This window comes from Pseudomonas koreensis, from assembly GCF_012986595.1.
GTDB lineage: Bacteria > Pseudomonadota > Gammaproteobacteria > Pseudomonadales > Pseudomonadaceae > Aquipseudomonas > Aquipseudomonas koreensis.
Genome location: NZ_JAAQYM010000002.1, coordinates 188564 through 212779, shown reverse-complemented (window position 1 = coordinate 212779; position 24216 = coordinate 188564). Strand labels below are relative to the sequence as shown.

Annotated in this window: 23 protein-coding genes; 15 read left to right on the top strand and 8 right to left on the bottom strand. The window is 61.5% G+C overall.

Annotation, left to right across the window (positions count from 1 at the left end; genetic code table 11):
* Nucleotides 1-34: 34 nt before the first annotated feature.
* From HBN98_RS06025 to HBN98_RS06010, 4 genes are all read left to right on the top strand, one after another.
* The gene (locus HBN98_RS06025; protein WP_083368259.1) at nt 35-529 is read left to right on the top strand and encodes a translation initiation factor 2; all 495 of its coding nucleotides are present in this window, start codon (nt 35-37) and stop codon (nt 527-529) included.
* A gap of 165 nt (nt 530-694) precedes the next feature.
* Nucleotides 695-949, top strand: coding sequence for a YkgJ family cysteine cluster protein (locus HBN98_RS06020; RefSeq protein ID WP_027612393.1), 255 nt, complete (start codon nt 695-697; stop codon nt 947-949).
* Nucleotides 950-990: 41 nt separating this feature from the next.
* A complete protein-coding gene (locus tag HBN98_RS06015) occupies nt 991-1596 on the top strand; it encodes an START domain-containing protein (RefSeq protein WP_083368260.1) in 606 nt (201 codons plus the stop codon).
* 309 nt (nt 1597-1905) lie between these two features.
* A complete protein-coding gene (locus HBN98_RS06010) occupies nt 1906-3999 on the top strand; it encodes an LTA synthase family protein (protein WP_083368261.1) in 2094 nt (697 codons plus the stop codon).
* A gap of 56 nt (nt 4000-4055) precedes the next feature.
* Here HBN98_RS06010 and HBN98_RS06005 read toward each other — a convergent pair whose 3' ends face one another.
* Nucleotides 4056-4214 carry a DUF3309 family protein gene (locus HBN98_RS06005; RefSeq protein ID WP_169432680.1) on the bottom strand — a complete coding sequence of 53 codons (159 nt, stop codon included), beginning with the start codon at nt 4212-4214 and terminating at the stop codon, nt 4056-4058.
* A gap of 324 nt (nt 4215-4538) precedes the next feature.
* Between HBN98_RS06005 and HBN98_RS06000 the strand changes: the two genes are divergently transcribed.
* From HBN98_RS06000 to csrA, 3 genes are all read left to right on the top strand, one after another.
* Nucleotides 4539-5354: an SDR family oxidoreductase gene (locus HBN98_RS06000; protein WP_064588645.1), complete on the top strand. Its 816-nt coding sequence runs from the start codon at nt 4539-4541 to the stop codon at nt 5352-5354.
* Nucleotides 5355-5417: 63 nt separating this feature from the next.
* The gene (locus HBN98_RS05995) at nt 5418-5750 is read left to right on the top strand and encodes a YnfA family protein (RefSeq protein ID WP_003226957.1); all 333 of its coding nucleotides are present in this window, start codon (nt 5418-5420) and stop codon (nt 5748-5750) included.
* Nucleotides 5751-5896: 146 nt separating this feature from the next.
* Nucleotides 5897-6082 carry a carbon storage regulator CsrA gene (csrA, locus tag HBN98_RS05990; protein WP_007965653.1) on the top strand — a complete coding sequence of 62 codons (186 nt, stop codon included), beginning with the start codon at nt 5897-5899 and terminating at the stop codon, nt 6080-6082.
* Here the strand turns inward: csrA and HBN98_RS05985 are convergent.
* The 5 genes from HBN98_RS05985 to mnmC form a co-directional block, all read right to left on the bottom strand.
* A complete protein-coding gene (locus HBN98_RS05985) occupies nt 6079-6306 on the bottom strand; it encodes a YheU family protein (RefSeq protein WP_003192759.1) in 228 nt (75 codons plus the stop codon). The two genes, csrA and HBN98_RS05985, sit on opposite strands and share 4 nt — an antisense overlap.
* Nucleotides 6307-6507: 201 nt before the next feature.
* Nucleotides 6508-7698 (bottom strand): osmoprotectant NAGGN system M42 family peptidase, encoded by a 1191-nt coding sequence (locus HBN98_RS05980; RefSeq protein ID WP_064588644.1) that lies wholly within the window; start codon nt 7696-7698, stop codon nt 6508-6510.
* A gap of 157 nt (nt 7699-7855) precedes the next feature.
* Entirely contained in the window at nt 7856-9604 is a 1749-nt protein-coding gene (gene ngg / locus HBN98_RS05975) for an N-acetylglutaminylglutamine synthetase (RefSeq protein ID WP_064588643.1), read from the bottom strand.
* 3 nt (nt 9605-9607) lie between these two features.
* Nucleotides 9608-11380: an N-acetylglutaminylglutamine amidotransferase gene (locus tag HBN98_RS05970; protein WP_083368262.1), complete on the bottom strand. Its 1773-nt coding sequence runs from the start codon at nt 11378-11380 to the stop codon at nt 9608-9610.
* 149 nt (nt 11381-11529) lie between these two features.
* Entirely contained in the window at nt 11530-13509 is a 1980-nt protein-coding gene (gene mnmC / locus HBN98_RS05965) for a bifunctional tRNA (5-methylaminomethyl-2-thiouridine)(34)-methyltransferase MnmC2/FAD-dependent 5-carboxymethylaminomethyl-2-thiouridine(34) oxidoreductase MnmC1 (RefSeq protein ID WP_083368263.1), read from the bottom strand.
* 355 nt (nt 13510-13864) lie between these two features.
* Here mnmC and pap point away from each other — a divergent pair, with 355 nt between their 5' ends.
* Nucleotides 13865-15379 (top strand): polyphosphate:AMP phosphotransferase, encoded by a 1515-nt coding sequence (gene pap / locus HBN98_RS05960; RefSeq protein WP_083368264.1) that lies wholly within the window; start codon nt 13865-13867, stop codon nt 15377-15379.
* Between the two features lie 103 nt (nt 15380-15482).
* Nucleotides 15483-16667: a thiolase family protein gene (locus HBN98_RS05955; protein WP_083368265.1), complete on the top strand. Its 1185-nt coding sequence runs from the start codon at nt 15483-15485 to the stop codon at nt 16665-16667.
* A gap of 132 nt (nt 16668-16799) precedes the next feature.
* Here HBN98_RS05955 and HBN98_RS05950 read toward each other — a convergent pair whose 3' ends face one another.
* Nucleotides 16800-16988: a DUF6316 family protein gene (locus HBN98_RS05950; RefSeq protein ID WP_083368266.1), complete on the bottom strand. Its 189-nt coding sequence runs from the start codon at nt 16986-16988 to the stop codon at nt 16800-16802.
* A gap of 210 nt (nt 16989-17198) precedes the next feature.
* Between HBN98_RS05950 and HBN98_RS05945 the strand changes: the two genes are divergently transcribed.
* On the top strand, nt 17199-18152 hold the full coding sequence (locus tag HBN98_RS05945) for a DMT family transporter (protein ID WP_083368267.1): 954 nt from the start codon (nt 17199-17201) through the stop codon (nt 18150-18152).
* Nucleotides 18153-18238: 86 nt separating this feature from the next.
* On the opposite strand, the gene HBN98_RS05940 is transcribed toward HBN98_RS05945, so the two are convergent.
* Entirely contained in the window at nt 18239-19633 is a 1395-nt protein-coding gene (locus HBN98_RS05940; RefSeq protein ID WP_064588635.1) for a class II fumarate hydratase, read from the bottom strand.
* 193 nt (nt 19634-19826) lie between these two features.
* Here HBN98_RS05940 and HBN98_RS05935 point away from each other — a divergent pair, with 193 nt between their 5' ends.
* The 5 genes from HBN98_RS05935 to HBN98_RS05915 all read left to right on the top strand — a co-directional run bounded on the left by HBN98_RS05935 (nt 19827) and on the right by HBN98_RS05915 (nt 24215).
* The gene (locus HBN98_RS05935) at nt 19827-20345 is read left to right on the top strand and encodes a DUF2059 domain-containing protein (protein ID WP_003226938.1); all 519 of its coding nucleotides are present in this window, start codon (nt 19827-19829) and stop codon (nt 20343-20345) included.
* A 12-nt stretch (nt 20346-20357) separates the two neighbouring features.
* Nucleotides 20358-20657 (top strand): BolA family protein, encoded by a 300-nt coding sequence (locus HBN98_RS05930; RefSeq protein WP_083368268.1) that lies wholly within the window; start codon nt 20358-20360, stop codon nt 20655-20657.
* Nucleotides 20658-20825: 168 nt separating this feature from the next.
* Nucleotides 20826-21767, top strand: a complete 942-nt coding sequence (gene trhO, locus HBN98_RS05925) for an oxygen-dependent tRNA uridine(34) hydroxylase TrhO (RefSeq protein ID WP_083368269.1) — start codon at nt 20826-20828, stop codon at nt 21765-21767.
* A gap of 35 nt (nt 21768-21802) precedes the next feature.
* Nucleotides 21803-22405 carry a DsbA family protein gene (locus HBN98_RS05920; protein WP_169842429.1) on the top strand — a complete coding sequence of 201 codons (603 nt, stop codon included), beginning with the start codon at nt 21803-21805 and terminating at the stop codon, nt 22403-22405.
* Nucleotides 22398-24215 (top strand): ABC transporter ATP-binding protein, encoded by a 1818-nt coding sequence (locus tag HBN98_RS05915; RefSeq protein ID WP_083368270.1) that lies wholly within the window; start codon nt 22398-22400, stop codon nt 24213-24215. The genes HBN98_RS05920 and HBN98_RS05915 overlap by 8 nt, the downstream gene beginning before the upstream one ends.
* Nucleotide 24216: the final 1 nt, after the last annotated feature.

The window sequence follows — 24216 nt, the reverse complement described above, 5'->3', positions numbered from 1 at the left end:
CATATGGCTCTCTGCCGTCAGTGTTGTTGGGTTCATGAAAGCGATTTTTCCTGCTGCCTGGTTTGTGCTTTGTGTATTGACGATGGGCCACGCGCCCGGAGTCATGGCAGCCGCCGTTCAGGAAAAACCCGCAGCGTCCGCACCCGCGAGCAAGGCGACCGCCAGCCAGAAAACCGTTGCCGGCAAGCAAACTCAGGATAAGAAATCCCCGCAGAAGAAAGCCGCCTCGGTGAAGAAACGGCCTCCGGTCGCTTCCAAGTCGAAACCGGCCAGTGAGGTGGTGAAGACCAAACTGCCGCCGGCCAAGCTCGATCTGAGTCTGCCCAAGGACATGGTCCAGCAACTCAAACCGGCCGGTACCGTGCCGATGCCCAAACACGATGCGATCCTGCCGCAGATGTTTGGTGAGAAGAACAGCGGTTTCCAGCTCAACGGCCGTTTGCTCAGCAACGAAATGCAGTTGCAGTTGCGCAACGAAGAGCGCCGTGAAGTTGAAGGCGCTGCGCTGGATTTCGAGTTCAAGCAATAAATTCAATCGATCCGTGACCCGCAGACCAGACGCTTTGTCGGAGACTGGTCAGTCACATTCAGTTATCGATAAAAACCCCGATTCAGGGAATTTGAAACAACCGTTTTAGCGGTTACTCTGTCCGTGTCTCTTTAACACATTGCCCGTCGCGAGGACTTGCTCGTCATGAAATGCCGTGAAGGCTGTGGCGCTTGCTGCATTGCCCCTTCCATCAGTTCTGCCATTCCGGGCATGCCCAATGGCAAACCTGCCGGCGAACGTTGCGTGCAGCTGTCGGTCGAAAACCTGTGCAGCATTTTCGGCCAGCCGGAACGTCCAGCGGTCTGTTCAGGATTTGCCGCCGATGTCGAAGTCTGTGGCAGCAGCTCGGAAGAAGCGATCAGGTTGATCGGCTGGTGGGAGCAGATGACGGCGGCGTGATGTGTCAAACGAACGGAACTTCAACAATAAGGAATAAGACTATGGGTTCGCTGCATCGTATCGCTGTGTTGTGTGGTTTGACGGCCGTGCTGGCTACTTCGGTTGCTCAGGCCGAAGACTGGAAAGTCGCTAAAAATGAAGACGGTATCAAGGTCTCGCTGGCCGAAGTGCCGGGTTCGGACTACAAGTCCTATCAGGGGGTTGCCCTGATGAAAACCACCGTTGCCAAACTGCGCGCCTTGCAGGAAGACGTGTCCGGTGCCTGCGCCTGGATCTACGAGTGCAAGACCCAGAAGTTGCTCAAACACGAGGGCGATCAGAGCTGGACCTACACTCAGTTCAACACGCCGTGGCCCGTCACTTCGCGTGATTCGGTGCTGCACATCACCACCGTCGAAGGCGCTGATGGCAGCCTGACGCGCAACCTCGAAGGCTTGCCGAAGTACATTCCGGAAGAAAAAGGCTTTGTCCGTGTCACTCAGGTCAAAGGCTTCTGGAAGTTTGTACCGAAAGGTGATCAGGTGGAAGTGACCTATCAGGTGCACACCGAACCAGGCGGCAGCGTGCCAGCCATGGTCGCCAACAAGTTTGTGGTCGACGCGCCGTTCAACACCCTTAAAGCCTTGAAAGAACGCGCCGAGAAGTAATCCGCGCTTAAAGCAAAACGCCCCGATCGATTCGGGGCGTTTTTGTTTTGTCGTTATATTGTGTTTCCAGATATGCGTTGCACGAAATTTTCACAAAGCGTTCCAGACAATTCGCCCGCGCAATTCACTTCGTCCCCTTACGGCTGCCTGTATGAAAGAGTCGGGCAGTGGGGCAGTAATCAATGGCAATGCTGTCGTTGATCGGGCAACATTTGCGCACCGCGCACGCCCCGGGGCCTGGAATGGCCAATAGAGGGCATGGCGCCGCTGTATTTTGCAACTTCAACTTCCAATGGGTCCTAAAACGACATGGCAAACCCGGACGCCCTGAATCAGCAGCGATCTTCCACTCGCCTGCTGCAACCGACCGTCAAATCGCATCTGGCCTACACCCTGTTGTGTGCCCTGGTCATGATGGTGATGTTTTCCGTGCTGCGCCTCGCGCTGCTGGTCTACAACCGCGAGATGATCCTCGATACCCCGGCCTCGACCTTCCTCGAAGCCTTCGCCAACGGCCTGCGTTTCGACCTGCGCCTGGTGGTCTACGTCTGCGTTCCGCTGCTGCTGGCACTGTTCAGTGCCCGCGCTATGGCGGCGCGCGGCTTCTTCCGGCTGTGGCTGACCGTGGTGTCCAGCATCGCGCTGTTCCTCGGCCTGATGGAGATGGACTTCTACCGCGAGTTTCACCAACGCCTCAACGGCCTGGTGTTCCAGTACGTGAAAGAAGATCCGAAAACCGTGATGAGCATGCTCTGGTACGGTTTCCCGGTGGTGCGCTATCTGTTGGCGTGGGCCGTCGGCACGGTGATCCTGACCCTGGCCTTCAAGGGCGCCGATCGTGCGACCCGTCCACGCGGCCCGTTCAGCGGTGGCAACGTCGGCACCCGTCAGGTGGCGCCGTGGTACACCCGTCTGGCGGTGTTCGTGGTCTGCCTGCTGATCTGCGTCGTGGCGGCCCGTGGCACCCTGCGTCAGGGCCCGCCGCTGCGTTGGGGTGACGTGTACACCACCGAATCGAACTTCGCCAACCAGCTCGGCCTCAACGGTACGCTGTCGCTGATCGCGGCCGCCAAGGACCGCATGGGCGAGGATCGCAACAACATCTGGAAAGCCACCCTGCCGCAGGAACAGGCGCAGAAAGTGGTGCGCGAGATGCTGGTGATGCCGGACGACAAACTGGTCGATGCCGATATCGCCGCCGTGCGTCGTGACTACACGCCACCGGCCGACAAGACCCTGCCGATCAAGAACGTGGTCGTGATCCTGATGGAAAGCATGGCTGGTCACTCGGTGGGCGCTTTGGGCGCATCGGGCAACATCACGCCGTACCTCGACAAGCTGTCGAAGGAAGGCCTGTTGTTCGACCGCTTCTTCTCCAACGGCACGCACACCCACCAGGGCATGTTTGCGACCATGGCCTGCTTCCCGAACCTGCCGGGTTTCGAATACCTGATGCAGACCCCGGAAGGCAGCCACAAGCTCTCCGGCCTGCCGCAGCTGCTCAGCGCGCGCAAGTATGACGACGTCTACGTCTACAACGGTGACTTCGCCTGGGACAACCAGTCGGGCTTCTTCAGCAACCAGGGCATGACCAACTTTGTAGGTCGTAACGACTTCGTCAACCCGGTGTTCTCCGATCCGACCTGGGGCGTGTCCGACCAGGACATGTTCGACCGTGGTCTGGTGGAGCTGAAGGCGCGGGAAAACGGCAAGCCGTTCTACGCGCTGCTGCAAACCCTGTCCAACCACACACCGTACGCCTTGCCGACGCCATTGCCGGTCGAGCGCGTGACTGATCGCGGCACGCTCAACGAACACCTGACTGCCATGCGTTACGCCGACTGGGCCCTGGGTCAGTTCTTCGAGAAGGCGCGCAAAGAGCCGTACTTCAAGGAAACCCTGTTCGTGATCGTCGGCGACCACGGTTTCGGCAACGAGCGTCAGATCACCGAAATGGACCTGGGCCGCTTCAACGTGCCGATGCTGATGATCGCACCGGGCATCCAGGAGAAGTTCGGTACCCGTGACCACACCGTCGGCACCCAGATCGACATCGTGCCGACCATCATGGGGCGTCTGGGTGGCGAAGTGCGTCACCAGTGCTGGGGTCGCGACCTGCTCAACCTGCCGGCCGGCGACACCGGTTTCGGTGTGATCAAGCCGTCGGGCAGCGAGCAGACCACGGCCATCGTCACTGCTGACCAGATTCTGGTGCTGCCGAAAGAGAAGGAAATGGCGCCGAAGATCTATCAGTACCAACTGGGCGCGAACCCTTCTGCCGAGATCATTCCGGACGCACCGCGTACCGCTGAATTGAAACTCAAGCTCGAAGCGTTCCTGCAAACCGCGACCAAGAGTCTGATGGACAACACCGCCGGTGTGATCAACGGCAAGCCGGACTGATAATCCGCTGGACAAAAAAAGAGGCCCTCAGGGCCTCTTTTTTTTGTCTTGGGGTTTTATATCCTGCCAAGCAACAGCAGAACCAACAGCACCACCAATACCACACCGATAATGCCCGACGGACCATAACCCCAACTTCTGGAGTGCGGGAAGACCGGCAGACCACCGATCAGCAACAGGATCAGGATAATGATAAGAATTGTGCCCATGTCGATTTTCCTTGTTGATAGTGTTCGAGAAGTCTTGATGTTCAGGGGCGACTGGCGACTAACTAATTCCAGACGGCTTACAAATTCCGACTGGTGTGTATCAAAGAAAATTCAATGTTTTTTTAATGTATTTAGATCGCAGGCTTATTTCCTTTGAAGCCAGGATCAAAAAGATCGCAGCCTGCTCCAGCGCCTGAAAAAAATGTGTGTAGACGCTGCCGAACGCTGCGATCTTTTGATCCTGTATTCAGCATTCTGATGGAGCGTGGGGTGTGAAAGATCCTTCGCTACACTCCGCGCATCTCCTACGGAACAACAAGGCTGTCTGCTATGCAAAATCGCATGATGATTACGGGCGCGGGCTCAGGTTTAGGTCGCGAAATCGCACTGCGCTGGGCGCGTGAAGGCTGGCAACTGGCCTTGTCCGACGTCAGCGAGCCCGGCCTGCAGGAAACCCTGAAACTCGTGCGCGAAGCCGGTGGCGACGGGTTCACCCAGCGCTGCGATGTGCGCGACTACAGCCAGCTCACCGCGTTGGCCCAGGCCTGCGAAGTAAAGCTGGGCGGTATCGATATCATCGTCAACAACGCGGGTGTGGCGTCCGGCGGCTTCTTCAGCGAACTGTCGCTGGAGGATTGGGACTGGCAGATCGCAATCAACCTGATGGGCGTGGTCAAGGGCTGCAAGGCGTTCCTGCCGCTGCTGGAGCAGAGCAAAGGCAAGATCATCAACATCGCTTCGATGGCGGCGTTGATGCAAGGCCCGGCCATGAGCAATTACAACGTGGCGAAGGCCGGGGTGGTGGCCTTGTCCGAAAGCTTGTTGGTGGAACTTGCGCAGCAAGAAGTCGGGGTGCATGTGGTCTGCCCATCGTTCTTCCAGACCAACTTGCTCGATTCGTTCCGTGGCCCGACGCCGGCGATGAAAGCGCAGGTCGGCAAGTTGCTGGAAAGTTCGCCGATCAGCGCCGCTGACATCGCCGACTACATCTATCAGCACGTGGCCGCCGGCGAGTTCATGATCCTGCCGCACGAACAGGGGCGCATGGCCTGGGCGATCAAGCAGAAGAACCCGCAACTGATCTACAACGAAATGACCACCATGGCCGATAAAATGCGCGCCAAGGCCAAACCCGCCAACGGTTGAACTTGCCCGCCGGGTGTCGCCTCGTTAGGGTGGCCGCCATGGTCACCCTGTCGAGACGTATCAATGCTCAATTACTTGTGGTTCTTCCTTGCGGCGTTGTTTGAAATCGCCGGTTGTTTCGCTTTTTTCATGTGGCTGCGCCAGGGCAAAAGTGCCTTGTGGGTGATCCCGGCGCTGCTCAGCCTGACGCTGTTTGCCCTGTTGCTGACCCGCGTCGAAGCGGCTTATGCCGGTCGTGCCTATGCCGCGTATGGCGGAATCTACATTGTTGCGTCGATCGGCTGGCTGGCGGTGGTCGAGCGGGTGCGCCCGCTGGGTTCGGACTGGATCGGCGTGGCGCTGTGCGTGATCGGCGCCAGCGTGATTCTGTTCGGGCCACGTTTTTCCGCCGCTTGAGGCGAGACTGTTTAGCGATTTGCGGGAAATGTCTGAAGGGCGCCGCGCTTGCGGGTGTAGGGCAAGACTGAATTGCTCGCCACGCATTGTCGAGCGTGCGCCTACCGCGCATCTTCAGGGCTGGCTAACCCTGAAGGACGAATTCCATGCTTGTACTCAGCCGTGTTGTGGGCGAGTTGATTTCCATCGGTGACGACATCTCCGTGCGCGTTTTGTCGGTCAACGGATCCAGTGTGCGCTTTGGTGTCGAGGCGCCGCAGAAGGTCAATGTGCACCGTTCTGAAGTCTACGAGCGGATCCAGCGCAAACAGATCAGCGAGAAAGTCCGCTAGTCGAACAGATGCTTGGGCACGTCGTGTTTGAGCATCAGCTGGCATTGCTCGCTTTCCGGGTCGAACACGATCAGCGCCTGGCCTTTGGTCAGCGCCTGACGCACGCGCAGCACGCGGGTTTCCAGCGGCGTGTCATCACCGTTGTCGGTGCCGTCGCGGGTGACGAAATCCTCGATCAGGCGGGTGAGGGTATCGACTTCAAGAGCGTCGTAGGGAATCAGCATGGGCACCTCGGCTAAATCAATGGCGGGATGCTACGGCGATTGGTGGCTGGCTGCCAGTTTTGTGTGGGCAGTATCGGCCCTATCGCTGGCAAGCCAGCTCCCACAGCGTTTGATGGTGTACGCAAACAACTGATCACCCCGAAAACTGTGGGAGCTGGCTTGCCAGCGATGGGGCCAGTCCAGCCACCAGGGAAGGCCGGATCAGCTGTCGGAACGCTGCCCCACCAGACTGTCCACCGACGGCACCCGGGTATCGCTCTCCATCTGCGTCTCATGCTCGATCTGGTGACTGAAGCGATCGAGCGACGCATTGGCCGGCGCGGCATCGCTGGCGAACACTGGCGGGCTCAGGATGTACGCCCCGAGCAGGCGACTGAGCGCCGCCAGGCTGTCGATGTGTGTGCGCTCGTAGCCGTGGGTGGCGTCGCAACCGAAGGCCAGCAGGGCAGTGCGGATGTCGTGCCCGGCGGTGACCGCCGAATGCGCATCGCTGAAGTAATAGCGAAACAGGTCGCGGCGTACTGGTAGTTCGTTGTCACCGGCCAGGCGCAGCAAATGACGCGACAGGTGATAGTCGTAAGGCCCGCCGGAATCCTGCATGGCCACGCTCACGGCATGCTCGCTGGAGTGCTGGCCCGGAGCGACCGGCGCAATGTCGATGCCGACGAATTCGCTGACATCCCACGGCAAGGCCGCCGCTGCGCCACTGCCGGTTTCTTCGGTGATGGTGAACAGCGGGTGACAGTCGATCATCAATTCCTGACCGCTCTCGACGATGGCTTTGAGCGCGGCGAGCAGCGCCGCAACCCCGGCCTTGTCATCAAGGTGTCGGGCGCTGATGTGGCCGCTTTCGGTGAACTCCGGCAGCGGGTCGAAGGCCACCACGTCGCCGACGCTGATACCCAGCGAGTCGCAATCGGCCTTGGTTGCGCAGTAGGCATCCAGACGCAGTTCAACGTGGTCCCAACTGATCGGCATCTCATCCACGGCGGTGTTGAACGCGTGCCCGGACGCCATCAATGGCAGCACGCTGCCGCGAATCACGCCGTTGTCGGTGAACAGGCTGACGCGGCTACCCTCGGCAAACCGGCTCGACCAGCAGCCGACCGGAGCCAGGGTCAGGCGCCCGTTGTCTTTCACTGCGCGCACAGCGGCGCCAATGGTGTCGAGGTGCGCGGAGACGGCGCGGTCAGGGCTGTTTTTCTTGCCCTTGAGGGTGGCGCGGATCGTGCCGCGCCGGGTCATCTCGAAGGGTATGCCGAGTTCTTCCAGACGCTCGGCAACGTAGCGCACGATGGTATCGGTGAACCCCGTAGGGCTGGGAATGGCGAGCATTTCCAGGAGGACTTTCTGCAGGTAGTTCAGATCCGGTTCGGGGATTTGTGTGGTCATGGAAACTCCTGATGGGTTGAGCACATCGATGGTTTCGATGAGGAATTGGGGGTGGATTTAAGGACCTCTTCGCGAGCAGGCTCGCTCCCACATTTGGAAAGCATTCCCCTGTGGGAGCGAGCCTGCTCGCGAAGGCGTCAGCCCAGGCAAAGCAAAATCAAGAAACCGCCGGCTGACTGTGCGGAAACAGCAAATCGACAAAGCGCTCCGCCGTCGGCTGCGGTTCGTGGTTGGCGAGTCCCGCGCGTTCGTTGGCTTCGATGAACACGTACTCCGGTTGATCGGCCGCCGGCACCATCAGGTCGAGGCCGACCATTGGAATGTCCAGCGCCCGCGCCGCACGCACGGCGGCATCGACCAGGGTCGGATGCAGAATCGCGGTGACATCTTCCAGCGTGCCACCGGTGTGCAGATTGGCCGTACGCCGCACGAACAGATGCTCGCCGGCCGGCAGGATGCTGCTGTAGTCATAACCGGCCGCGTGCAGGGTGCGCTGGGTTTCGTGGTCCAGCGGGATCTTGCTCTCGCCACTGGTGGCCGCTTGCCGACGGCGGCTCTGGGCCTCGATCAGCGCACCAATCGAATGGTGCCCGTCGCCGACCACTTCGGCCGGACGGCGAATCGCCGCCGCCACCACCTCAAAACCGATCACCAGAATTCGCAGGTCCAGCCCTTCGTGGAAGCTTTCGAGCAACACGCGGCTGTCAAAACGCTTGGCGGACTCGATGGCTTGCTGCACCTCTTCGATGCTCTGCAAATCCACCGCCACGCCCTGGCCCTGTTCACCATCGAGTGGCTTGACCACCACCCGTTGATGCTCGTCGAGAAACGCCAGGTTGTCGTCGGCATTGCCCGCCAGTTGCTGCGAAGGCAGCTGCAGGCCGGCGGCTTTCAACACTTTGTGGGTCAGGCTTTTGTCCTGGCACAGGCTCATGCTGATCGCGCTGGTCAGGTCGCTCAGCGATTCGCGGCAACGCACCCGGCGCCCACCATGGCTGAGGGTGAACAACCCGGCTTCGGCATCGTCCACTTGCACATCGATGCCGCGCCGATGCGCTTCCTCGACGATGATCCGCGCATAAGGATTGAAGTTGGCTTCCGGCCCGGGCCCGAGGAACAGCGTCTGATTGATGCCGTTCTTGCGCTTGATGGCGAACGTCGACAGGTTGCGGAAACCGAGCTTGGCGTAGAGGTTCTTCGCCTGGCGGTTGTCGTGCAGCACCGACAGATCCAGATAGCTCAAGCCGCGGCTCATGAAATGCTCGACCAGGTGTCGCACCAGCACTTCGCCGACACCGGGCCGCGAACATTGCGGATCCACCGCCAGGCACCACAGGCTGCTGCCGTGTTCCGGGTCGTTGAAGGCTTTCTGGTGATTGAGGCCCATGACGCTGCCGATCACCGCGCCGCTGTCTTCATCTTCAGCCAGCCAGTACACCGGGCCGCCTTGATGGTGCGGGGTCAGCCGCGAGGCATCGATCGGCAGCATGCCGCGCGCTTGATACAGCAGATTGATCGCCTGCCAGTCCGCTTCGCTCTGTGCCCGGCGGATGCGGAAGCCGCGAAACACGCGGGTGGCCGGGCGGTAATCGCTGAACCACAGGCGCAGGGTGTCGGACGGGTCAAGAAACAGTTGTGTCGGTTCCAGACCGAGAATCTGTTGCGGCGCGGCGACGTACAGGGCGATATCGCGCTCGCCGGGCTGCTCGTTGAGCAGTTCCTGGGCCAGCGTCGCCGGATCAGGAAAGGTGTGACCGATGAGCAACCGGCCCCAGCCGCAATGCACGGCGATCGGCTCGGCGCCGAGTTTGCTGCCGTCTTCGGCCAGGCGCGCCTGCAAGCGTTCATACGACGGTGTCTGACCGCGCAACAGGCGTTGGCTGATAGCCGTGGCGTGAGGTTTCATCGATCAGATTCCTTGTTCACTGAGCCACAGGTTCAGGGCCGCCAGTTGCCACAGTTTCGAACCGCGCAACGGCGTCAGTTGGCCTTGCGGATCGGTCAGCAATTTGTCGAGCATGGCCGGGTTGAACAGGCCGCGATCCTGGCTCGGATCCAGCAGCAGTTCGCGTACCCAGTTCAAGGTGTCGCCTTGCAAGTGCTTCAGGCCCGGAACCGGGAAGTAGCCTTTCTTGCGGTCGATCACTTCGCTTGGAATGACCAGGCGTGCCGCTTCTTTCAGCACCTGTTTGCCGCCGTCGGGCAGCTTGAACTGGCCGGGGATTCGCGCGGAGAGTTCCACCAGGCGATAGTCGAGAAACGGCGTGCGTGCTTCCAGGCCCCAGGCCATGGTCATGTTGTCGACGCGTTTGACCGGGTCATCCACCAGCATCACCGTGCTGTCCAGACGCAGGGCTTTGTCGACCGCTGCATCAGCGCCGGGTTGAGCGAAATGTTCCTTCACGAAGTCGCCGGCCGCGTCATTGGCGGTCAGCCATTTCGGTTGCACGGTGGCGGCGTAGTCGTCGTAGCTGCGGTCGAAGAACGCCGCGCGATAGGCCGCATACGGATCGGCCGCACCATCGACTTGCGGGTACCAGTGATAACCGGCAAACAACTCGTCCGCGCCCTGGCCGCTTTGCACCACTTTGCAGTGTTTGGCGACTTCGCGGGACAACAGATAGAACGCGATGCAGTCGTGGCTGACCATCGGCTCGCTCATCGCGCGGAATGCGGCGGGCAGTTGCTCGATGATCTCTTTTTCGTCGATGCGCAATTGATGGTGTTGGGTGCCGTAGTGTTTGGCGATCAGATCCGAATACTGGAATTCATCGCCACGCTCGCCGCCGGCATCCTGGAAACCGATCGAAAAGGTCGACAGGTTTTCCACGCCGACTTCCCGCAACAGGCCGACGAGCATGCTCGAATCGACACCGCCGGACAGCAGCACGCCGACATCCACCGCCGCCCGTTGACGGATCGCCACGGCTTCGCGGGTGCTGTCGAGCACGCGGTCACGCCAGTCTTCGAGGGTCAGATTCTTCTCGTCGTCGTGTGGGCCGTAAGGCAGGGTCCACCAGGTTTTCTGCTCGGTGCGGCCATCGGCTTCAACGCGCATCCAGCTCGCTGGCGGCAGCTTTTCGATGCCGGCGAGCAAGGTGCGTGGCGCGGGCACCACCGCGTGGAAATTCAGGTAGTGATTGAGCGCTACCGGATCGAGAATCGGGTTGATGTCGCCGCCCTTGAGCAGCGCCGGCAGGGCCGAGGCAAAGCGCAGGCGCTGACCGGTGCGCGACAGGTACAGCGGCTTCACGCCGAGACGGTCGCGAGCGATGAACAGGCGCTGGGCATCGCGTTCCCAGATGGCGAAGGCAAACATGCCGTTGAGCTTTGGCAGCAGCGCTTCGCCCCAGGCGTGGTAGCCCTTGAGCAGCACTTCGGTGTCGCCACCGGAATAGAAGGCGTAACCGAGCGCTTCGAGTTCGGCGCGCAGTTCCGGGAAGTTGTAGATCGCGCCGTTGAAGGCCAGGGACAAGCCGAGTTGGCTGTCGATCATCGGCTGCGCCGAGCCGTCCGACAGGTCCATGATTTTCAGGCGACGATGGCCCAGGGCAATCGGCCCTTGGGCATGGAAGCCCCACGCGTCGGGGCCGCGAGGGGCCAGGTGATGGGTGATTCGCTCAACGGCTGCAAGGTCTGCAGGTTGATGATCAAAACGTAACTCGCCAGCTAATCCGCACATAAGTCCTTACCGGTTTTTCCGTTGGGGAGGGTTGATTCCGAGTTCGACCAAAATGGCCGGTACTCAGAAACTGACCCGCTGCAGATGTGGGAGTTTTAGAACGATGAGTTATAAGAGGGAGCGACTGACCAGCGGCCAGTCGCGATTTTTCACTTGCCGCGAATCAACTGGCGCAGCGCGAAACGGTTGGGGTGACAGGCCTCGGCGACGCTTCTGGGCAGTGGCAGCGGCTCGTTGTCCAGCCATGCCGCGAGCAGTTCGCCGGACAGCGGCGCGGTGATCAGCCCCCGTGAGCCATGGCCACTGTTGACGTACAGACCGTCGAGCCACGGGCAGGCGATGTCTGGCACTTGTCGCGCATCCTTGCTCAACGCCGCGTAGGCCTGAGTGAAGGCTGCGCGGTCGGCGAGGGGGCCGACGATCGGCAGATAATCGGGACTGGTGCAGCGGAACGCGGCGCGTCCCTCCAGTGTTTCCGCCGGCAGTTCATTGATGTGCAGGCGCGCGACCAGATCGCTGGAGATCTCTTCGAGCATCGCCAGATTGCCCAGGTGTTCGGCGGTGGTCGGGGTCAGGTCATCGCTGTTGAAGTCGAAGCTGGCGCCGAGGGTGTGTTCGCCAAGGCGTGCCGGCGCCACATAACCTTCGGCGCAGACCACGGTGGTCAGTGCCTGACTCTCGGCGGTTTGCGCCAGGCGCGTGATTTGCCCGCGAATGCGCTTGAGCGGCAGCTCGGCACTTTGCGCAAAGCGTTTGATCTCCGCGGCGCCGGCCAATACCACCACCGGGGCGCTGGCGAGCAGGCGTTCGTTGTCGAGGGCCTGCCACTGACCCTCGACCTGGCGCAGTTCCAGCGCGTGGTGATGCTTGAGCAATTCGATGTTCGGCTGTGCAGCTTGCATCTGGCACAGCGCCGGCGGATGCACCCAGCCGCCTTCGGGGTAGTACAAGCCGCCGTGGCGCAGGCCGATCCCGGCCTGAGTTTCGGCTTGCGGCTGATCGAGCCAGTGCACCAGGTCTTCCGGGAATGCTGCTGCCAGTTGCGCCTGACGCTCGGCTTCCTTGGCATTGAAGGCCAATTGCAGCACGCCGCAATCGTCCCAGTCCGTGCCGCGTTGCAGGGTTTCCAGCAGCCGGCGGGTGTAGCCGAAGCCGCTGACGATCAGTTGTGACAACGCCGTGCCGTGGGCCGACAACTTCAGGTAGAGCACGCCCTGCGGATTGCCCGACGCCTCCTGCGCCACGGCCTCGTGACGCTCCAGCAGACTGACTTGCCAGCCGCGCGCGGCGAGACTGGCAGCGGTCGCACAGCCGGCCAGCCCGGCGCCGATCACCAGCGCCCGCCGCTCACCGCTCAGCGGGGCAGGGCGGGCGAACCACGGTTTGTCCGGCAGCGGGGGCGCGACGTCCTGCGGCCAGCCGAGAAACGCGCCACGCAGGATTTCCCACTTGTGGCCGATGCCCGGCGTGCGCTTCATCTTGAACCCGGCAGCATTGAGCAAGCGCCGCACCCAGCCAGTGCTGGTGAAGGTGCTGATGGTCGAGCCGGGCGCGGCCAGACGCGCGAGTTCGACGAACAGTTCGGCGGTCCACATGTCCGGGTTTTTCGCCGGGGCGAAACCGTCGAGAAACCACGCGTCGATCTGCGCATCAAGTTGCGGCAACTGCTCCAGTGCATCGCCGATCAGCAGCGTCAACGTCACCCGGCCATTGCCGAGAATGATCCGCTGAAAGCCCTGATGGATCGCCACGTATTGTGTCAGCAACTGATCGGCCAGCGGCTTGAGCTCCGGCCACAAGGCCAGCGCCCGTTGCAGATCCGCCGGGCTCAGCGGGTACTTTTCGACGCTGACGAAATGCAGCCGTGCGCCGGCCACCGCGTGCTGCTCGAACAACTGCCAGGCGCAGAGAAAATTCAGCCCGGTGCCGAACCCGGTTTCGCCGATCACCAGTCGTCCGTGCGCCGGCAGCGCGGCAAAGCGCTCGGCCAGACGGTTCTGTTCGAGGAACACGTAGCGGGTTTCGTCCAGCCCCGACTGGTCGGAAAAATACACATCATCGAACACCCGCGAACGCGGGCGTCCCTGGTCATCCCAGTCGAGTTGGGCGTGGGGCAATACAGGTTTCATGGCAGGCTCGGCAACGACAAGGCGGCCATTCTAGCTGATCGGGCGCAGGGTGCTTGATCCATGGCAAGGCCGGGTTGAGTGGGTTCAAGGACAATCGACGATTTGAGGTTGAAGGTGAGTTTGTTGTGGCGAGGGAGCTTGCTCCCGCCGGGTTGCGCAGCAACCCTCAAACCAGGCGACTCAGCCATATCTGAACCACCGTGTCGGTCTGAGTGACGTCTGCTGCGCAGCCGAGCGGGAGCAAGCTCCCTCGCCACAGGTTTTCATTCATTTAACTCAACTTCGTGGGGGAATTTCCCCTCCATCGCCGTGCCCAATCCGCTAGTCTTGCTGAATCCTGGAAGGAGCCGTCCCCATGTTTGAATCCGCTGAAATCGGTCACGCCATCGACAAAGAGACTTACGACGAGGCTGTGCCGGCGCTGCGTGAAGCATTGCTGGAAGCGCAGTTCGAGTTGCAGCAGCAGAAGCGTTTTCCGGTGATCATTTTGATCAACGGCATCGAAGGCGCCGGCAAGGGCGAAACCGTCAAGTTGCTCAACGAGTGGATGGACCCGCGCCTGATCGAGGTGCGCACCTTCGATCAGCAGACCGATGAAGAGCTGGCGCGGCCACCGGCCTGGCGTTACTGGCGGATGCTCCCGGCCAAGGGGCGGATGGGCGTGTTCTTTGGCAACTGGTACAGCCAGATGCTTCAGGGGCGGGTCCATGGTTTATTCAAGGATCCGCGCCTGGATCAGGCGATCAACGCCGCCGAGCGCCTGGAAAAGATGTTGTGCGACGAAGGTGCGCTGATCTTCAAGTTCTGGTTTCACCTGTCCAAGAAACAGATGAAGGCGCGCCTCAAGGCACTGGCCGACGACCCGCTGCACAGCTGGCGCATCAGCCCGCTGGACTGGCAGCAGTCGCAGACCTACGACAAGTTCGTCAAGTACGGCGAGCGCGTGCTGCGCCGCACCAGCCGCGACTACGCGCCGTGGCACATCATCGAAGGCATGGACGCCAATTACCGCAGCCTGGCGGTCGGCAAGATCCTGCTCGAAGGCCTGCAAAACGCGCTGAAGCGTCCACAGGTGCAGACCGAGGAAGTCAACGCCGCACCCCTGGGCACCGCTGTCGATCAACTGAACCTGCTCGACAGCCTCGACCTGAACCAGCTGCTGGACAAGAAAGACTACGAAGAACAGCTGATCACCGAGCAGGCGCGCTTGTCCGGGTTGATGCGTGACAAACGCATGCGCCGCCACGCCTTGGTGGCGGTGTTCGAAGGCAATGATGCGGCGGGCAAGGGCGGGGCGATTCGCCGGGTGGCGGCGGCGCTCGATCCGCGTCAGTACAGCATTGTGCCGATTGCCGCGCCAACCGAAGAAGAGCGCGCGCAGCCGTACTTGTGGCGCTTCTGGCGACACCTGCCGGCGCGCGGCAAGTTCACCGTGTTCGACCGCTCCTGGTATGGACGGGTGCTGGTGGAGCGGGTCGAGGGCTTTTGCAGTCCGGCCGACTGGCTGCGCGCGTACAGCGAGATCAATGACTTCGAAGAGCAGATCGCCGACGCCGGAGTCATCGTCGTCAAGTTCTGGCTGGCGATCGACAAGGACACGCAGATGGAGCGCTTCCAGGCTCGGGAGCAGATTCCGTTCAAGCGCTTCAAGATCACCGAGGATGACTGGCGCAATCGCGACAAGTGGGACGCCTATCGCGCGGCCGTGGGCGACATGGTCGACCGCACCAGCACCGAGATTTCGCCGTGGACGCTGGTCGAGGCCAATGACAAGCGCTGGGCGCGGGTCAAGGTGCTGCGCACGATCAACCGCGCGCTCGAAGAGGCGTTCAAGAAGTCCGACAAGCATGCGAAAAAGCACAAGGACTGAGCCGATGGAGGCGCATACGCGGGGTGAATGATTGTCGCGGTCGGCGGCGGGGTGGACTTATGCTCGGTTCACTCTCTTCCGACAACAACAATTGAGGTATGCCATGCGTGAAGTGGTGATCGTCGACAGCGTGCGGACCGGCCTGGCCAAGTCCTTTCGCGGCAAGTTCAACCAGACCCGTCCTGACGACATGGCAGCCCATTGCGTCAACGCGCTGCTGTCGCGCAATGACATCGACCCGGCCAGCGTCGAGGATTGCATTGTCGGCGCCGGCTCCAACGAAGGCGCGCAGGGCTACAACATCGGCCGCAACGTAGCAGTGCTGTCGCGCCTGGGCACTGGCGTGGCGGGCATGACCCTCAATCGCTTCTGTTCCTCGGGTTTGCAGGCGATTGCGATTGCCGCCAACCAGATCGCGTCGGGTTGCAGCGACATCATCGTTGCCGGGGGCGTCGAGTCGATCAGCCTGACCCTGAAAAGCGTCAACACCGATCACCTGATCAATCCGCTGCTCAAGCAGCAGGTGCCGGGCATCTATTACACGATGGGCCAGACTGCCGAAGTGGTGGCGCGTCGTTACCACGTCAGCCGCGAGGCGCAGGATCGGTATGCGCTGCAAAGCCAGTTGCGCACCGCCCAGGCGCAGGCTGCCGGCCTGTTCAATGATGAAATCGTGCCGATGGCGGTCAAGTACCGGGTCGAGGACAAAAACAGCGGTGAGGTGCAGATTCTCGACGGCAGCGTCGATCACGACGACTGCAACCGCCCGGACACCACCTATGAAAGCCTCGCCGGCTTGAAGCCGGTGTTTGCCGAGGACGGCTCGGTGACGGCCGGCAATTCGTCGCAACTGTCTGACGGTACGTCGATGACCCTGGTGATGAGCCTGGAAAAAGCCCTGCAACTGGGGCTCAAGCCCAAGGCGTTTTTTCGTGGCTTCACCGTGGCCGGTTGCGAGCCTGACGAGATGGGCATCGGCCCGGTGTTCTCGGTGCCGAAACTTCTCAAGGCCAAGGGCTTGCAGGTGGCGGACATTGATTTGTGGGAACTCAACGAGGCGTTTGCTTCGCAATGCCTGTACGCCCGCGATCGGCTGGAGATCGATAACGAAAAGTACAACGTCAACGGCGGCTCGATTTCCATCGGCCACCCGTTCGGCATGACCGGTTCGCGGCAGGTCGGGCATCTGGTGCGCGAGTTGCAGCGGCGCAATCTGCGCTACGGCATTGTGACCATGTGTGTGGGCGGCGGGATGGGGGCGACGGGGTTGTTTGAGGCGGTACGCTGACCGGCCAAAACAATCCTTGTGGCGAGGGAGCTTGCTCCCGCTGGGCTGCGGAGCAGATCTGGATTTTCCCGGTAAAGCCTGAAGCGAGGGCCGCTTCGCGCCCCAGCGGGAGCAAGCTCCCTCGCCACCGGTTTACGCTGTCTGCGCCTGCATCCGCGCGATATACGCCTTTATTTCCTGCTCGGCTATCTCTGGACTGTCGAACGGCCCCTCAAGCGTGTTCTCCCGCGTACAGAAAAACAGTTCGCCATTGACCCGACACAACCGGTCGCTGCGAAAGTGCGTGGCGGGGGCGCTGTCCTGGGCGCGCATTCCGTACATGATCGGCCTCCTTGAGTGATGCGCTGAAAGGGATCCAATGAGCTTATGCCTGAAGCACTTGGCGCGCCCGGCCAGGCGATCAACGGTGATCCGTCAATTTAATGCTGCGACCTGCACAGTTTCATTAGCGGCCTGGCCCGAACTGTCCCTGTGTTGCACCTGCGTGCGGGCCTAGAATGACCGATCTTGTCAGCAGGCATTGGGGTTCGCATGCACATTTCATCCGGTCGCTGGGTTTACGGTCTGTTCCTGGCGCTGCTGACCGCTTTTCTGTGGGGCATTTTGCCGATCAAGCTCAAACAGGTATTGCAGGTGATGGACCCGATCACCGTGACGTGGTTTCGCCTGTTGGTCTCCGGCGGTTGCCTGTTCATGTATCTGGCGGCCACCCGGCGCCTGCCGAGTCGCAAGCAGCTCGGGGCCAGGGGCGGCTGGCTGGTGCTGATGGCGGTGCTCGGGCTGGTGGGCAACTACGTGCTGTACCTGATGGGCCTCAATCTGCTGAGCCCCGGTACCGCGCAACTGGTGGTGCAGATGGGCCCGATCATGTTGCTGATCGCCAGCCTGTTTGTGTTCAAGGAGCGTTTCAGCATCGGTCAGGGCATTGGCCTGGCGGTGCTGTTGATCGGGTTTGTGTTGTTCTTCAATCAGCGCCTGGCCGAATTGCTCACCTCATTGTCGGACTACACCGCCGGCGTGTTGCTGGTGCTGTCGGCCTCGACGGTCTGGACTTTCTACGCGCTGGGCCAGAAGCAATTGCTCACGGTGTGGAATTCGCTGCAGGTGATGATGGTGATCTACCTGTTCTGCGCCGTGTTGCTGACGCCATGGGTGCATCCGCTCGAAGCACTGGCGTTGAGCCCGTTGCAGGGCTGGCTGCTGCTGGCGTGCTGCATGAACACGCTGATTGCCTACGGCGCCTTCGCCGAGGCGCTGGCGCATTGGGAAGCATCGCGGGTCAGTGCGACGTTGGCGATCACGCCGTTGGTGACCTTTGCGGCGGTGGCGCTGGCGGCGTGGATGTGGCCCGAGTATGTGCACGCCGAGCAGATCAATGGTCTGGGCTACGGCGGGGCGGTGCTGGTGGTGTTGGGGTCGGCGCTGGTGGCGTTGGGGCCGTCGTTGATGGCCGGGCTGAAGGCGCGGCGGTTGCGAATGGCCTGAAAAGCAAAAGATCGCAGCCTGCGGCAGCTCCTACAGGGCAACGCATTCCCCTGTAGGAGCTGCCGCAGGCTGCGATCTTTTTGCTGTTAGCCCTTGGCGCCAGCCTCGATCATGTTTTCCGGCCGCACCCATGCATCGAACTCTTCATCGGTCAGATACCCCAGTTGCAGCGCCGCCTCTCGCAAGGTCAGGCCTTCGCTGTAAGCCTTCTTGGCGATCTCCGCCGACTTGTCGTAACCGATGTGCGGGTTCAGTGCCGTCACCAGCATCAGCCCGCGCTCCAAGTGTTTGGCCATGACTTCGGCGTCTGGCTCGAGACCGGCGATGCAGTGCTGCTGGAAGTTGCTGCAACCGTCGGCGAGCAGGCGGATCGACTGCAGCACATTGTGGATGATCACCGGTTTGTACACGTTCAGTTGCAGGTGACCCTGACTCGCCGCGATGCCGATGGTGACGTCGTTGCCCAGCACCTGGCAGGCGAGCATCGACAGCGCTTCGCACTGGGTCGGGTTGACCTTGCCGGGCATGATCGAGCTGCCCGGTTCGTTGGCCGGCAGCTTGACCTCGGCAAACCCCGCGCGGGGACCGGAGCCGAGCAGGCGCAGGTCGTTGGCGATTTTCATCAGGGCCACGGCGAGGGTCTTCAGGGCGCCGGACAGGCTGGTCAGCGGTTCATGCCCGGCCAGTGCGGCAAACTTGTTCGGCGCAGTGACAAACGGCAGACCGGACAGCGCGGCGAGTTCGGCGGCAATCGCTTCGCCAAAGCCGTGCGGTGAATTCAGACCGGTGCCGACTGCAGTGCCACCCTGTGCCAGTTCACACACGGCCGGCAGCGCGGCGCGGATCGCCCGTTCGGCGTAATCCAGCTGCGCGATAAAACCCGACAGCTCCTGACCGAAGGTGATCGGCGTCGCGTCCATCATGTGCGTGCGGCCGGTCTTCACCAGTTTCATATGGCGTGCCGCCAGTTCAGCCAGACCGCCGGACAGCTCGGCGATGGCCGGCAACAGTTGCTCCTGCACGGCTTTGGCGGTGGCGATGCTCATGGCGGTGGGGAAGCAGTCGTTGGAACTTTGCGAGCGGTTGACGTGATCGTTGGGGTGCACCGGCGTCTTGCCGCCGCGCGGGTTGCCGGCCAGTTCGTTGGCGCGGCCGGCGATCACTTCGTTGACGTTCATGTTGCTCTGGGTGCCGCTGCCGGTCTGCCAGACCACCAGCGGGAACTGGTCGTCGTGCTGGCCGTCGAGGACTTCGTCGGCGGCCTGTTCGATCAGGCGGGCGATGTCGGCGGGCAGGTCGCCGTTGCGGTCGTTGACCCGGGCGGCGGCCTTCTTGATCAGGGCCAGGGCGTGCAGGACCGGCAACGGCATGCGCTCCTGACCGATGGCGAAGTTGATCAGCGAGCGTTGCGTCTGAGCACCCCAGTAAGCGTCGTCCGGGACTTCGATCTGGCCCAGGCTGTCGGTTTCGATACGGCTCATCGTGCACACTCCTGTTGGTCTGTTTGCGCAGTTTAGGCCCGGTCAGGCCCAGGTGGTTCCCTCGAACCGATTGTTGACCGGTAAAACCCGGCCAATCAAGCACGGCAAGGGCCGGGGGTTGAGCCACGAGGTTTTTTAGGCGCAGAATGGTCGCCCTTGGGGTTTTACCTCGTTAGCTAGAAAAGGAAACTCGATGACTCGTCTTCGTGCCATCTGTACCGCGGTTGCACTGGTTTGCGCCAGCGGCCAGGTGCTTGCCGATACCGCCAGCCACAACGCCAGTGCCGAAGCTTTCCTGACCCTGGCGCACGCTGACAAACTGGGCACTCCGGTGTACATGCAAGTGCAGCAGATGTTTGCTCAGCGCTTTGAACAGACCAAAGCCCCGGAATCCAAGAAAGCCGTACTGGAAACCTACCAGGCCAAGGCCAACGCCGCCCTGGACCAGGCCATCGGCTGGAACAAGCTCAAGCCTGACATGGTCAAGCTCTACACCAGCAACTTCAGCGAATCCGAGCTCAAGGACCTGGTCGCGTTCTACCAGTCGCCACTGGGCAAGAAAGTCCTGGAAAAAATGCCGCAGCTGACCCAGCAATCGGCCCAGATGACCCAGGCCAAACTGGAAAGCGCCGTCCCTGTCGTCAACAAGCTGCTCGACGACATGACCAACGAGCTGGCACCGAAAGGCGCTGCGCCGGCCAAGAAGAAGTAAGCGGAGTTCGTGATGACCATGCAACAACGCATCGAATCGACGCTGGGTCTGCTTCAGCCTGAGCATCTGCAGGTGCTGGATGAAAGCCACATGCACAGTCGCGGGTTACAGACCCACTTCAAGGCGGTGGTGGTCAGCGCGCAGTTCGAAGGCCTGAACCGGGTCAAGCGCCACCAGAAGGTCTACGGCACGCTCGGCGAGCTGATGGGAGAGTTCCATGCGTTGGCGCTGCACACCTTCACCCCGCAGGAATGGGCAGAGATTGGCGCCGCTCCGGCGTCGCCGACCTGTGCCGGCGGTAGCAAACATTAAGATCAAAAGATCGCAGCCTGCGGCAGCTCCTACATTGGATTGAGTTCCCTGTAGGAGCTGCCGCAGGCTGCGATCTTTTTTGCTAGAATCCGCAACGCGCCGCTACCCGGCGCGTTTTTTTTGAATCCGGTTCACCCTTTGCGAGGGTAGCCACCTGGAGAAATACCCATGACACAACCGATTGTCGTGGCGGCACTGTATAAGTTCGTCACCCTCGAAGATTACGTTGACCTGCGCGAGCCACTGCTGCAAGCGATGGTCGACAACGGCATCAAAGGCACGCTGCTGATTGCCGAAGAAGGCATCAACGGCACCGTGTCCGGCAGCCGCGAAGGCATTGATGGCCTGCTCGCCTGGCTGAAGAACGACCCGCGCATGATCGACATCGACCACAAAGAGTCGTACTGCGACGAGCAGCCGTTCTACCGCACCAAGGTCAAACTGAAAAAAGAGATCGTCACCCTCGGCGTCGAAGGCGTGGACCCGAACAAAAAGGTCGGCACTTACGTCGAGCCGCAGGACTGGAACGCGCTGATCAGCGACCCGCAAGTGCTGCTGATCGACACCCGCAACGACTACGAAGTGGCGATCGGCACCTTCGAAGGCGCCATCGATCCGAAAACCACCAGTTTTCGCGAATTCCCCGACTATATCAAAGAGCACTTCGACCCGGCCGTGCACAAGAAGGTCGCGATGTTCTGCACCGGCGGCATTCGCTGCGAGAAAGCCTCGAGCTACATGCTGGGCGAGGGTTTCGAAGAGGTCTACCACCTCAAGGGCGGCATCCTGAAGTACCTCGAAGAGGTGCCGCAGGAAGAAACCAAGTGGCAGGGCGACTGCTTCGTGTTCGACAACCGCGTGACCGTGCGTCACGACCTCAGCGAAGGCGACTACGATCAATGTCATGCCTGCCGCACACCGGTCAGTGTTGAAGATCGCGCCTCCGAGCATTACGTGGCCGGCATCAGCTGCCCGCACTGCTGGGACAAGCTGAGCGAGAAAACCCGTCGCAGCGCCATCGATCGGCAGAAGCAGATCGAACTGGCCAAGGCGCGCAACATGCCGCACCCGATCGGCTACAACTATAAACAAGCATCCACCGAGGCTTAATCATGTCTGCGCGCCTGCTCTATGTGATGGATCCGATGTGTTCCTGGTGCTGGGGTTTCGCTCCGGTCGCCAAGGCATTGGTCGAGCAGGCGCAGGCAGCCGGAGTGGAGCTGCATCTGGTGGTCGGCGGGTTGCGCACCGGCAGCGGTGCGGCGCTGGAGCCGACCACGCGGCGCTACATTCTTGAGCATTGGCAGGCGGTGGCCGAGGCCACCGGCCAGCCATTCAAGTTCGAAGGTGCATTGCCCGACGGTTTTGTCTACGACACCGAGCCGGCCTGCCGGGCGATCGTCACCGCGCGCAGTCTGGCGCCGGATTGCGCGTGGACACTGGTGGGACTGATTCAGCAGGCGTTCTACCAGCAAGGGCGCGACGTCACCCAGGCCAGCGTGCTGGTGGAGCTGGCCGAACAGGCCGGTGTGCCGCGTATCGAATTTGCTGCGCTGTTCGATCACGCCGAACAACACAAGGCGACTCAGGCTGATTTCAGCTGGGTGCAGGATCTGGGCATCGCCGGGTTCCCGACCCTGCTCGCCGAACGCAACGGCCAACTGGCGCTGCTGACCAACGGCTATCAACCGCTCAGTGAGCTGTCGCCATTGCTCGGTCGCTGGCTGGAGCGCGCAGCCTGTGCCTGACCGGGCCGATGACACGCCAGCCGTAAAGCGTGTCGACCGGCTGAGCTGGGCAGAGGTCCGGCGCCTGGCACTTCATCACAAAAAATCCCTGTGGATCGCCAACGGCGTGGCCGTGCTGGCGACGCTCTGCAGTGTGCCGATTCCGTTGCTGTTGCCATTGCTGGTGGACGAAGTCCTGCTCGGCCATGGCGATGCCGCGCTGAAAGTCATGAACCACGTGCTGCCGTCGATGTGGCAGCAGGCAGCGGGCTACATCGGCCTGATGCTGGTGGTCACCTTGACCCTGCGTTGCAGCGCCCTGTGTTTTGGCGTGTTGCAGGCGCGGCTGTTTGCGCGATTGGCGAAGGACATTGTCTACCGCATTCGCGTGCGCCTGATCGAGCGTCTCAAGCGCATCTCCCTCGGGGAGTACGAAAGCCTCGGCAGCGGCACGGTGACCACCCATCTGGTCACCGATCTGGACACCCTCGACAAATTCGTCGGGGAAACCCTCAGCCGTTTTCTGGTGGCGATGCTGACCCTGGTCGGCACCGCCAGCATCCTGATGTGGATGCACTGGAAACTGGCGCTGCTGATCCTGCTGTTCAATCCGCTGGTGATCTACGCCACGGTGCAGTTGGGCAAGCGGGTCAAGCACCTGAAGAAACTGGAGAACGACAGCACCTCGCGTTTCACTCAGGCCCTGAGCGAAACCCTCGATGCGATCCAGGAAGTGCGTGCCGGCAACCGTCAGGGGTTCTTCCTCGGGCGGCTCGGATTGCGTGCGCAGGAAGTGCGCAACTACGCGGTCAACTCACAGTGGAAGACCGATGCGTCGAACCGCGCCAGCGGTCTGCTGTTCCAGTTCGGCATTGATATCTTTCGCGCCGCCGCCATGCTCACGGTGCTGTTCTCCGACCTGTCGATCGGCCAGATGCTCGCGGTGTTCAGTTACCTGTGGTTCATGATCGGCCCGGTCGAACAACTGCTCAATCTGCAATACGCCTACTACGCGGCGGGCGGTGCGCTGTCGCGGATCAACGAACTGCTGGCGCGCGATGACGAGCCGCAGTACCCGGGCGGCGTCGATCCGTTCAAGGGCCGGGAAACCGTGGGCATCGAGGTGCAAGGGCTGAGCTTCGGTTACGGTGATGAGCTGGTGGTGGATCAGATGAATTTGTCCATTGCCCCCGGGGAAAAAGTCGCGATTGTCGGCGCCAGTGGTGGCGGCAAAAGCACCTTGGTGCAGCTGTTGCTGGGGCTGTACACGCCGTCGGCAGGCACTATCCGCTTCGGCGGTTCGACCCAGCAGGAAATCGGCCTGGAGCTGATTCGCGAAAACGTCGCGGTGGTGCTGCAGCATCCGGCGCTGTTCAACGACACGGTTCGGGCCAACCTGACCATGGGCCGCACGCGCAGCGACGAAGCCTGCTGGCAGGCACTGGAAATCGCCCAGCTCGAGGCGACCATCCGCGCCTTGCCGGAAGGCCTCGACAGCATTGTCGGGCGTTCCGGCGTGCGCTTGTCCGGTGGTCAGCGCCAGCGCCTGGCGATCGCGCGGATGATCCTCGCCGAGCCGAAAGTGGTGATCCTCGACGAGGCCACCTCGGCCCTCGATGCCGCCACTGAGTACAACCTGCATCAAGCCATGGCGCGTTTCCTCAATGGCCGCACCACGTTGATCATTGCCCATCGCCTGTCAGCGGTGAAGCAGGCGGACCGCGTGCTGGTGTTCGATGGCGGGCAAGTGGCCGAAGATGGCGATCACCAGCAACTGATCGCGGATGGCGGCTTGTACGCCAAGCTGTATGGCCATCTGCAACGGATCTAGA

Bases quoted from the DNA above. Each gene is read 5' to 3' on its own strand.
- HBN98_RS06025 (WP_083368259.1), top strand. From the start codon at position 35: ATGAAAGCGATTTTTCCTGCTGCCTGGTTTGTGCTTTGTGTATTGACG.
- HBN98_RS06020 (WP_027612393.1), top strand. From the start codon at position 695: ATGAAATGCCGTGAAGGCTGTGGCGCTTGCTGCATTGCCCCTTCCATC.
- HBN98_RS06015 (WP_083368260.1), top strand. From the start codon at position 991: ATGGGTTCGCTGCATCGTATCGCTGTGTTGTGTGGTTTGACGGCCGTG.
- HBN98_RS06010 (WP_083368261.1), top strand. From the start codon at position 1,906: ATGGCAAACCCGGACGCCCTGAATCAGCAGCGATCTTCCACTCGCCTG.
- HBN98_RS06000 (WP_064588645.1), top strand. From the start codon at position 4,539: ATGCAAAATCGCATGATGATTACGGGCGCGGGCTCAGGTTTAGGTCGC.
- HBN98_RS05995 (WP_003226957.1), top strand. From the start codon at position 5,418: ATGCTCAATTACTTGTGGTTCTTCCTTGCGGCGTTGTTTGAAATCGCC.
- csrA (WP_007965653.1), top strand. From the start codon at position 5,897: ATGCTTGTACTCAGCCGTGTTGTGGGCGAGTTGATTTCCATCGGTGAC.
- HBN98_RS05985 (WP_003192759.1), bottom strand. From the start codon at position 6,306: ATGCTGATTCCCTACGACGCTCTTGAAGTCGATACCCTCACCCGCCTG.
- HBN98_RS05980 (WP_064588644.1), bottom strand. From the start codon at position 7,698: ATGACCACACAAATCCCCGAACCGGATCTGAACTACCTGCAGAAAGTC.
- ngg (WP_064588643.1), bottom strand. From the start codon at position 9,604: ATGAAACCTCACGCCACGGCTATCAGCCAACGCCTGTTGCGCGGTCAG.
- HBN98_RS05970 (WP_083368262.1), bottom strand. From the start codon at position 11,380: ATGTGCGGATTAGCTGGCGAGTTACGTTTTGATCATCAACCTGCAGAC.
- mnmC (WP_083368263.1), bottom strand. From the start codon at position 13,509: ATGAAACCTGTATTGCCCCACGCCCAACTCGACTGGGATGACCAGGGA.
- pap (WP_083368264.1), top strand. From the start codon at position 13,865: ATGTTTGAATCCGCTGAAATCGGTCACGCCATCGACAAAGAGACTTAC.
- HBN98_RS05955 (WP_083368265.1), top strand. From the start codon at position 15,483: ATGCGTGAAGTGGTGATCGTCGACAGCGTGCGGACCGGCCTGGCCAAG.
- HBN98_RS05950 (WP_083368266.1), bottom strand. From the start codon at position 16,988: ATGTACGGAATGCGCGCCCAGGACAGCGCCCCCGCCACGCACTTTCGC.
- HBN98_RS05945 (WP_083368267.1), top strand. From the start codon at position 17,199: ATGCACATTTCATCCGGTCGCTGGGTTTACGGTCTGTTCCTGGCGCTG.
- HBN98_RS05940 (WP_064588635.1), bottom strand. From the start codon at position 19,633: ATGAGCCGTATCGAAACCGACAGCCTGGGCCAGATCGAAGTCCCGGAC.
- HBN98_RS05935 (WP_003226938.1), top strand. From the start codon at position 19,827: ATGACTCGTCTTCGTGCCATCTGTACCGCGGTTGCACTGGTTTGCGCC.
- HBN98_RS05930 (WP_083368268.1), top strand. From the start codon at position 20,358: ATGACCATGCAACAACGCATCGAATCGACGCTGGGTCTGCTTCAGCCT.
- trhO (WP_083368269.1), top strand. From the start codon at position 20,826: ATGACACAACCGATTGTCGTGGCGGCACTGTATAAGTTCGTCACCCTC.
- HBN98_RS05920 (WP_169842429.1), top strand. From the start codon at position 21,803: ATGTGTTCCTGGTGCTGGGGTTTCGCTCCGGTCGCCAAGGCATTGGTC.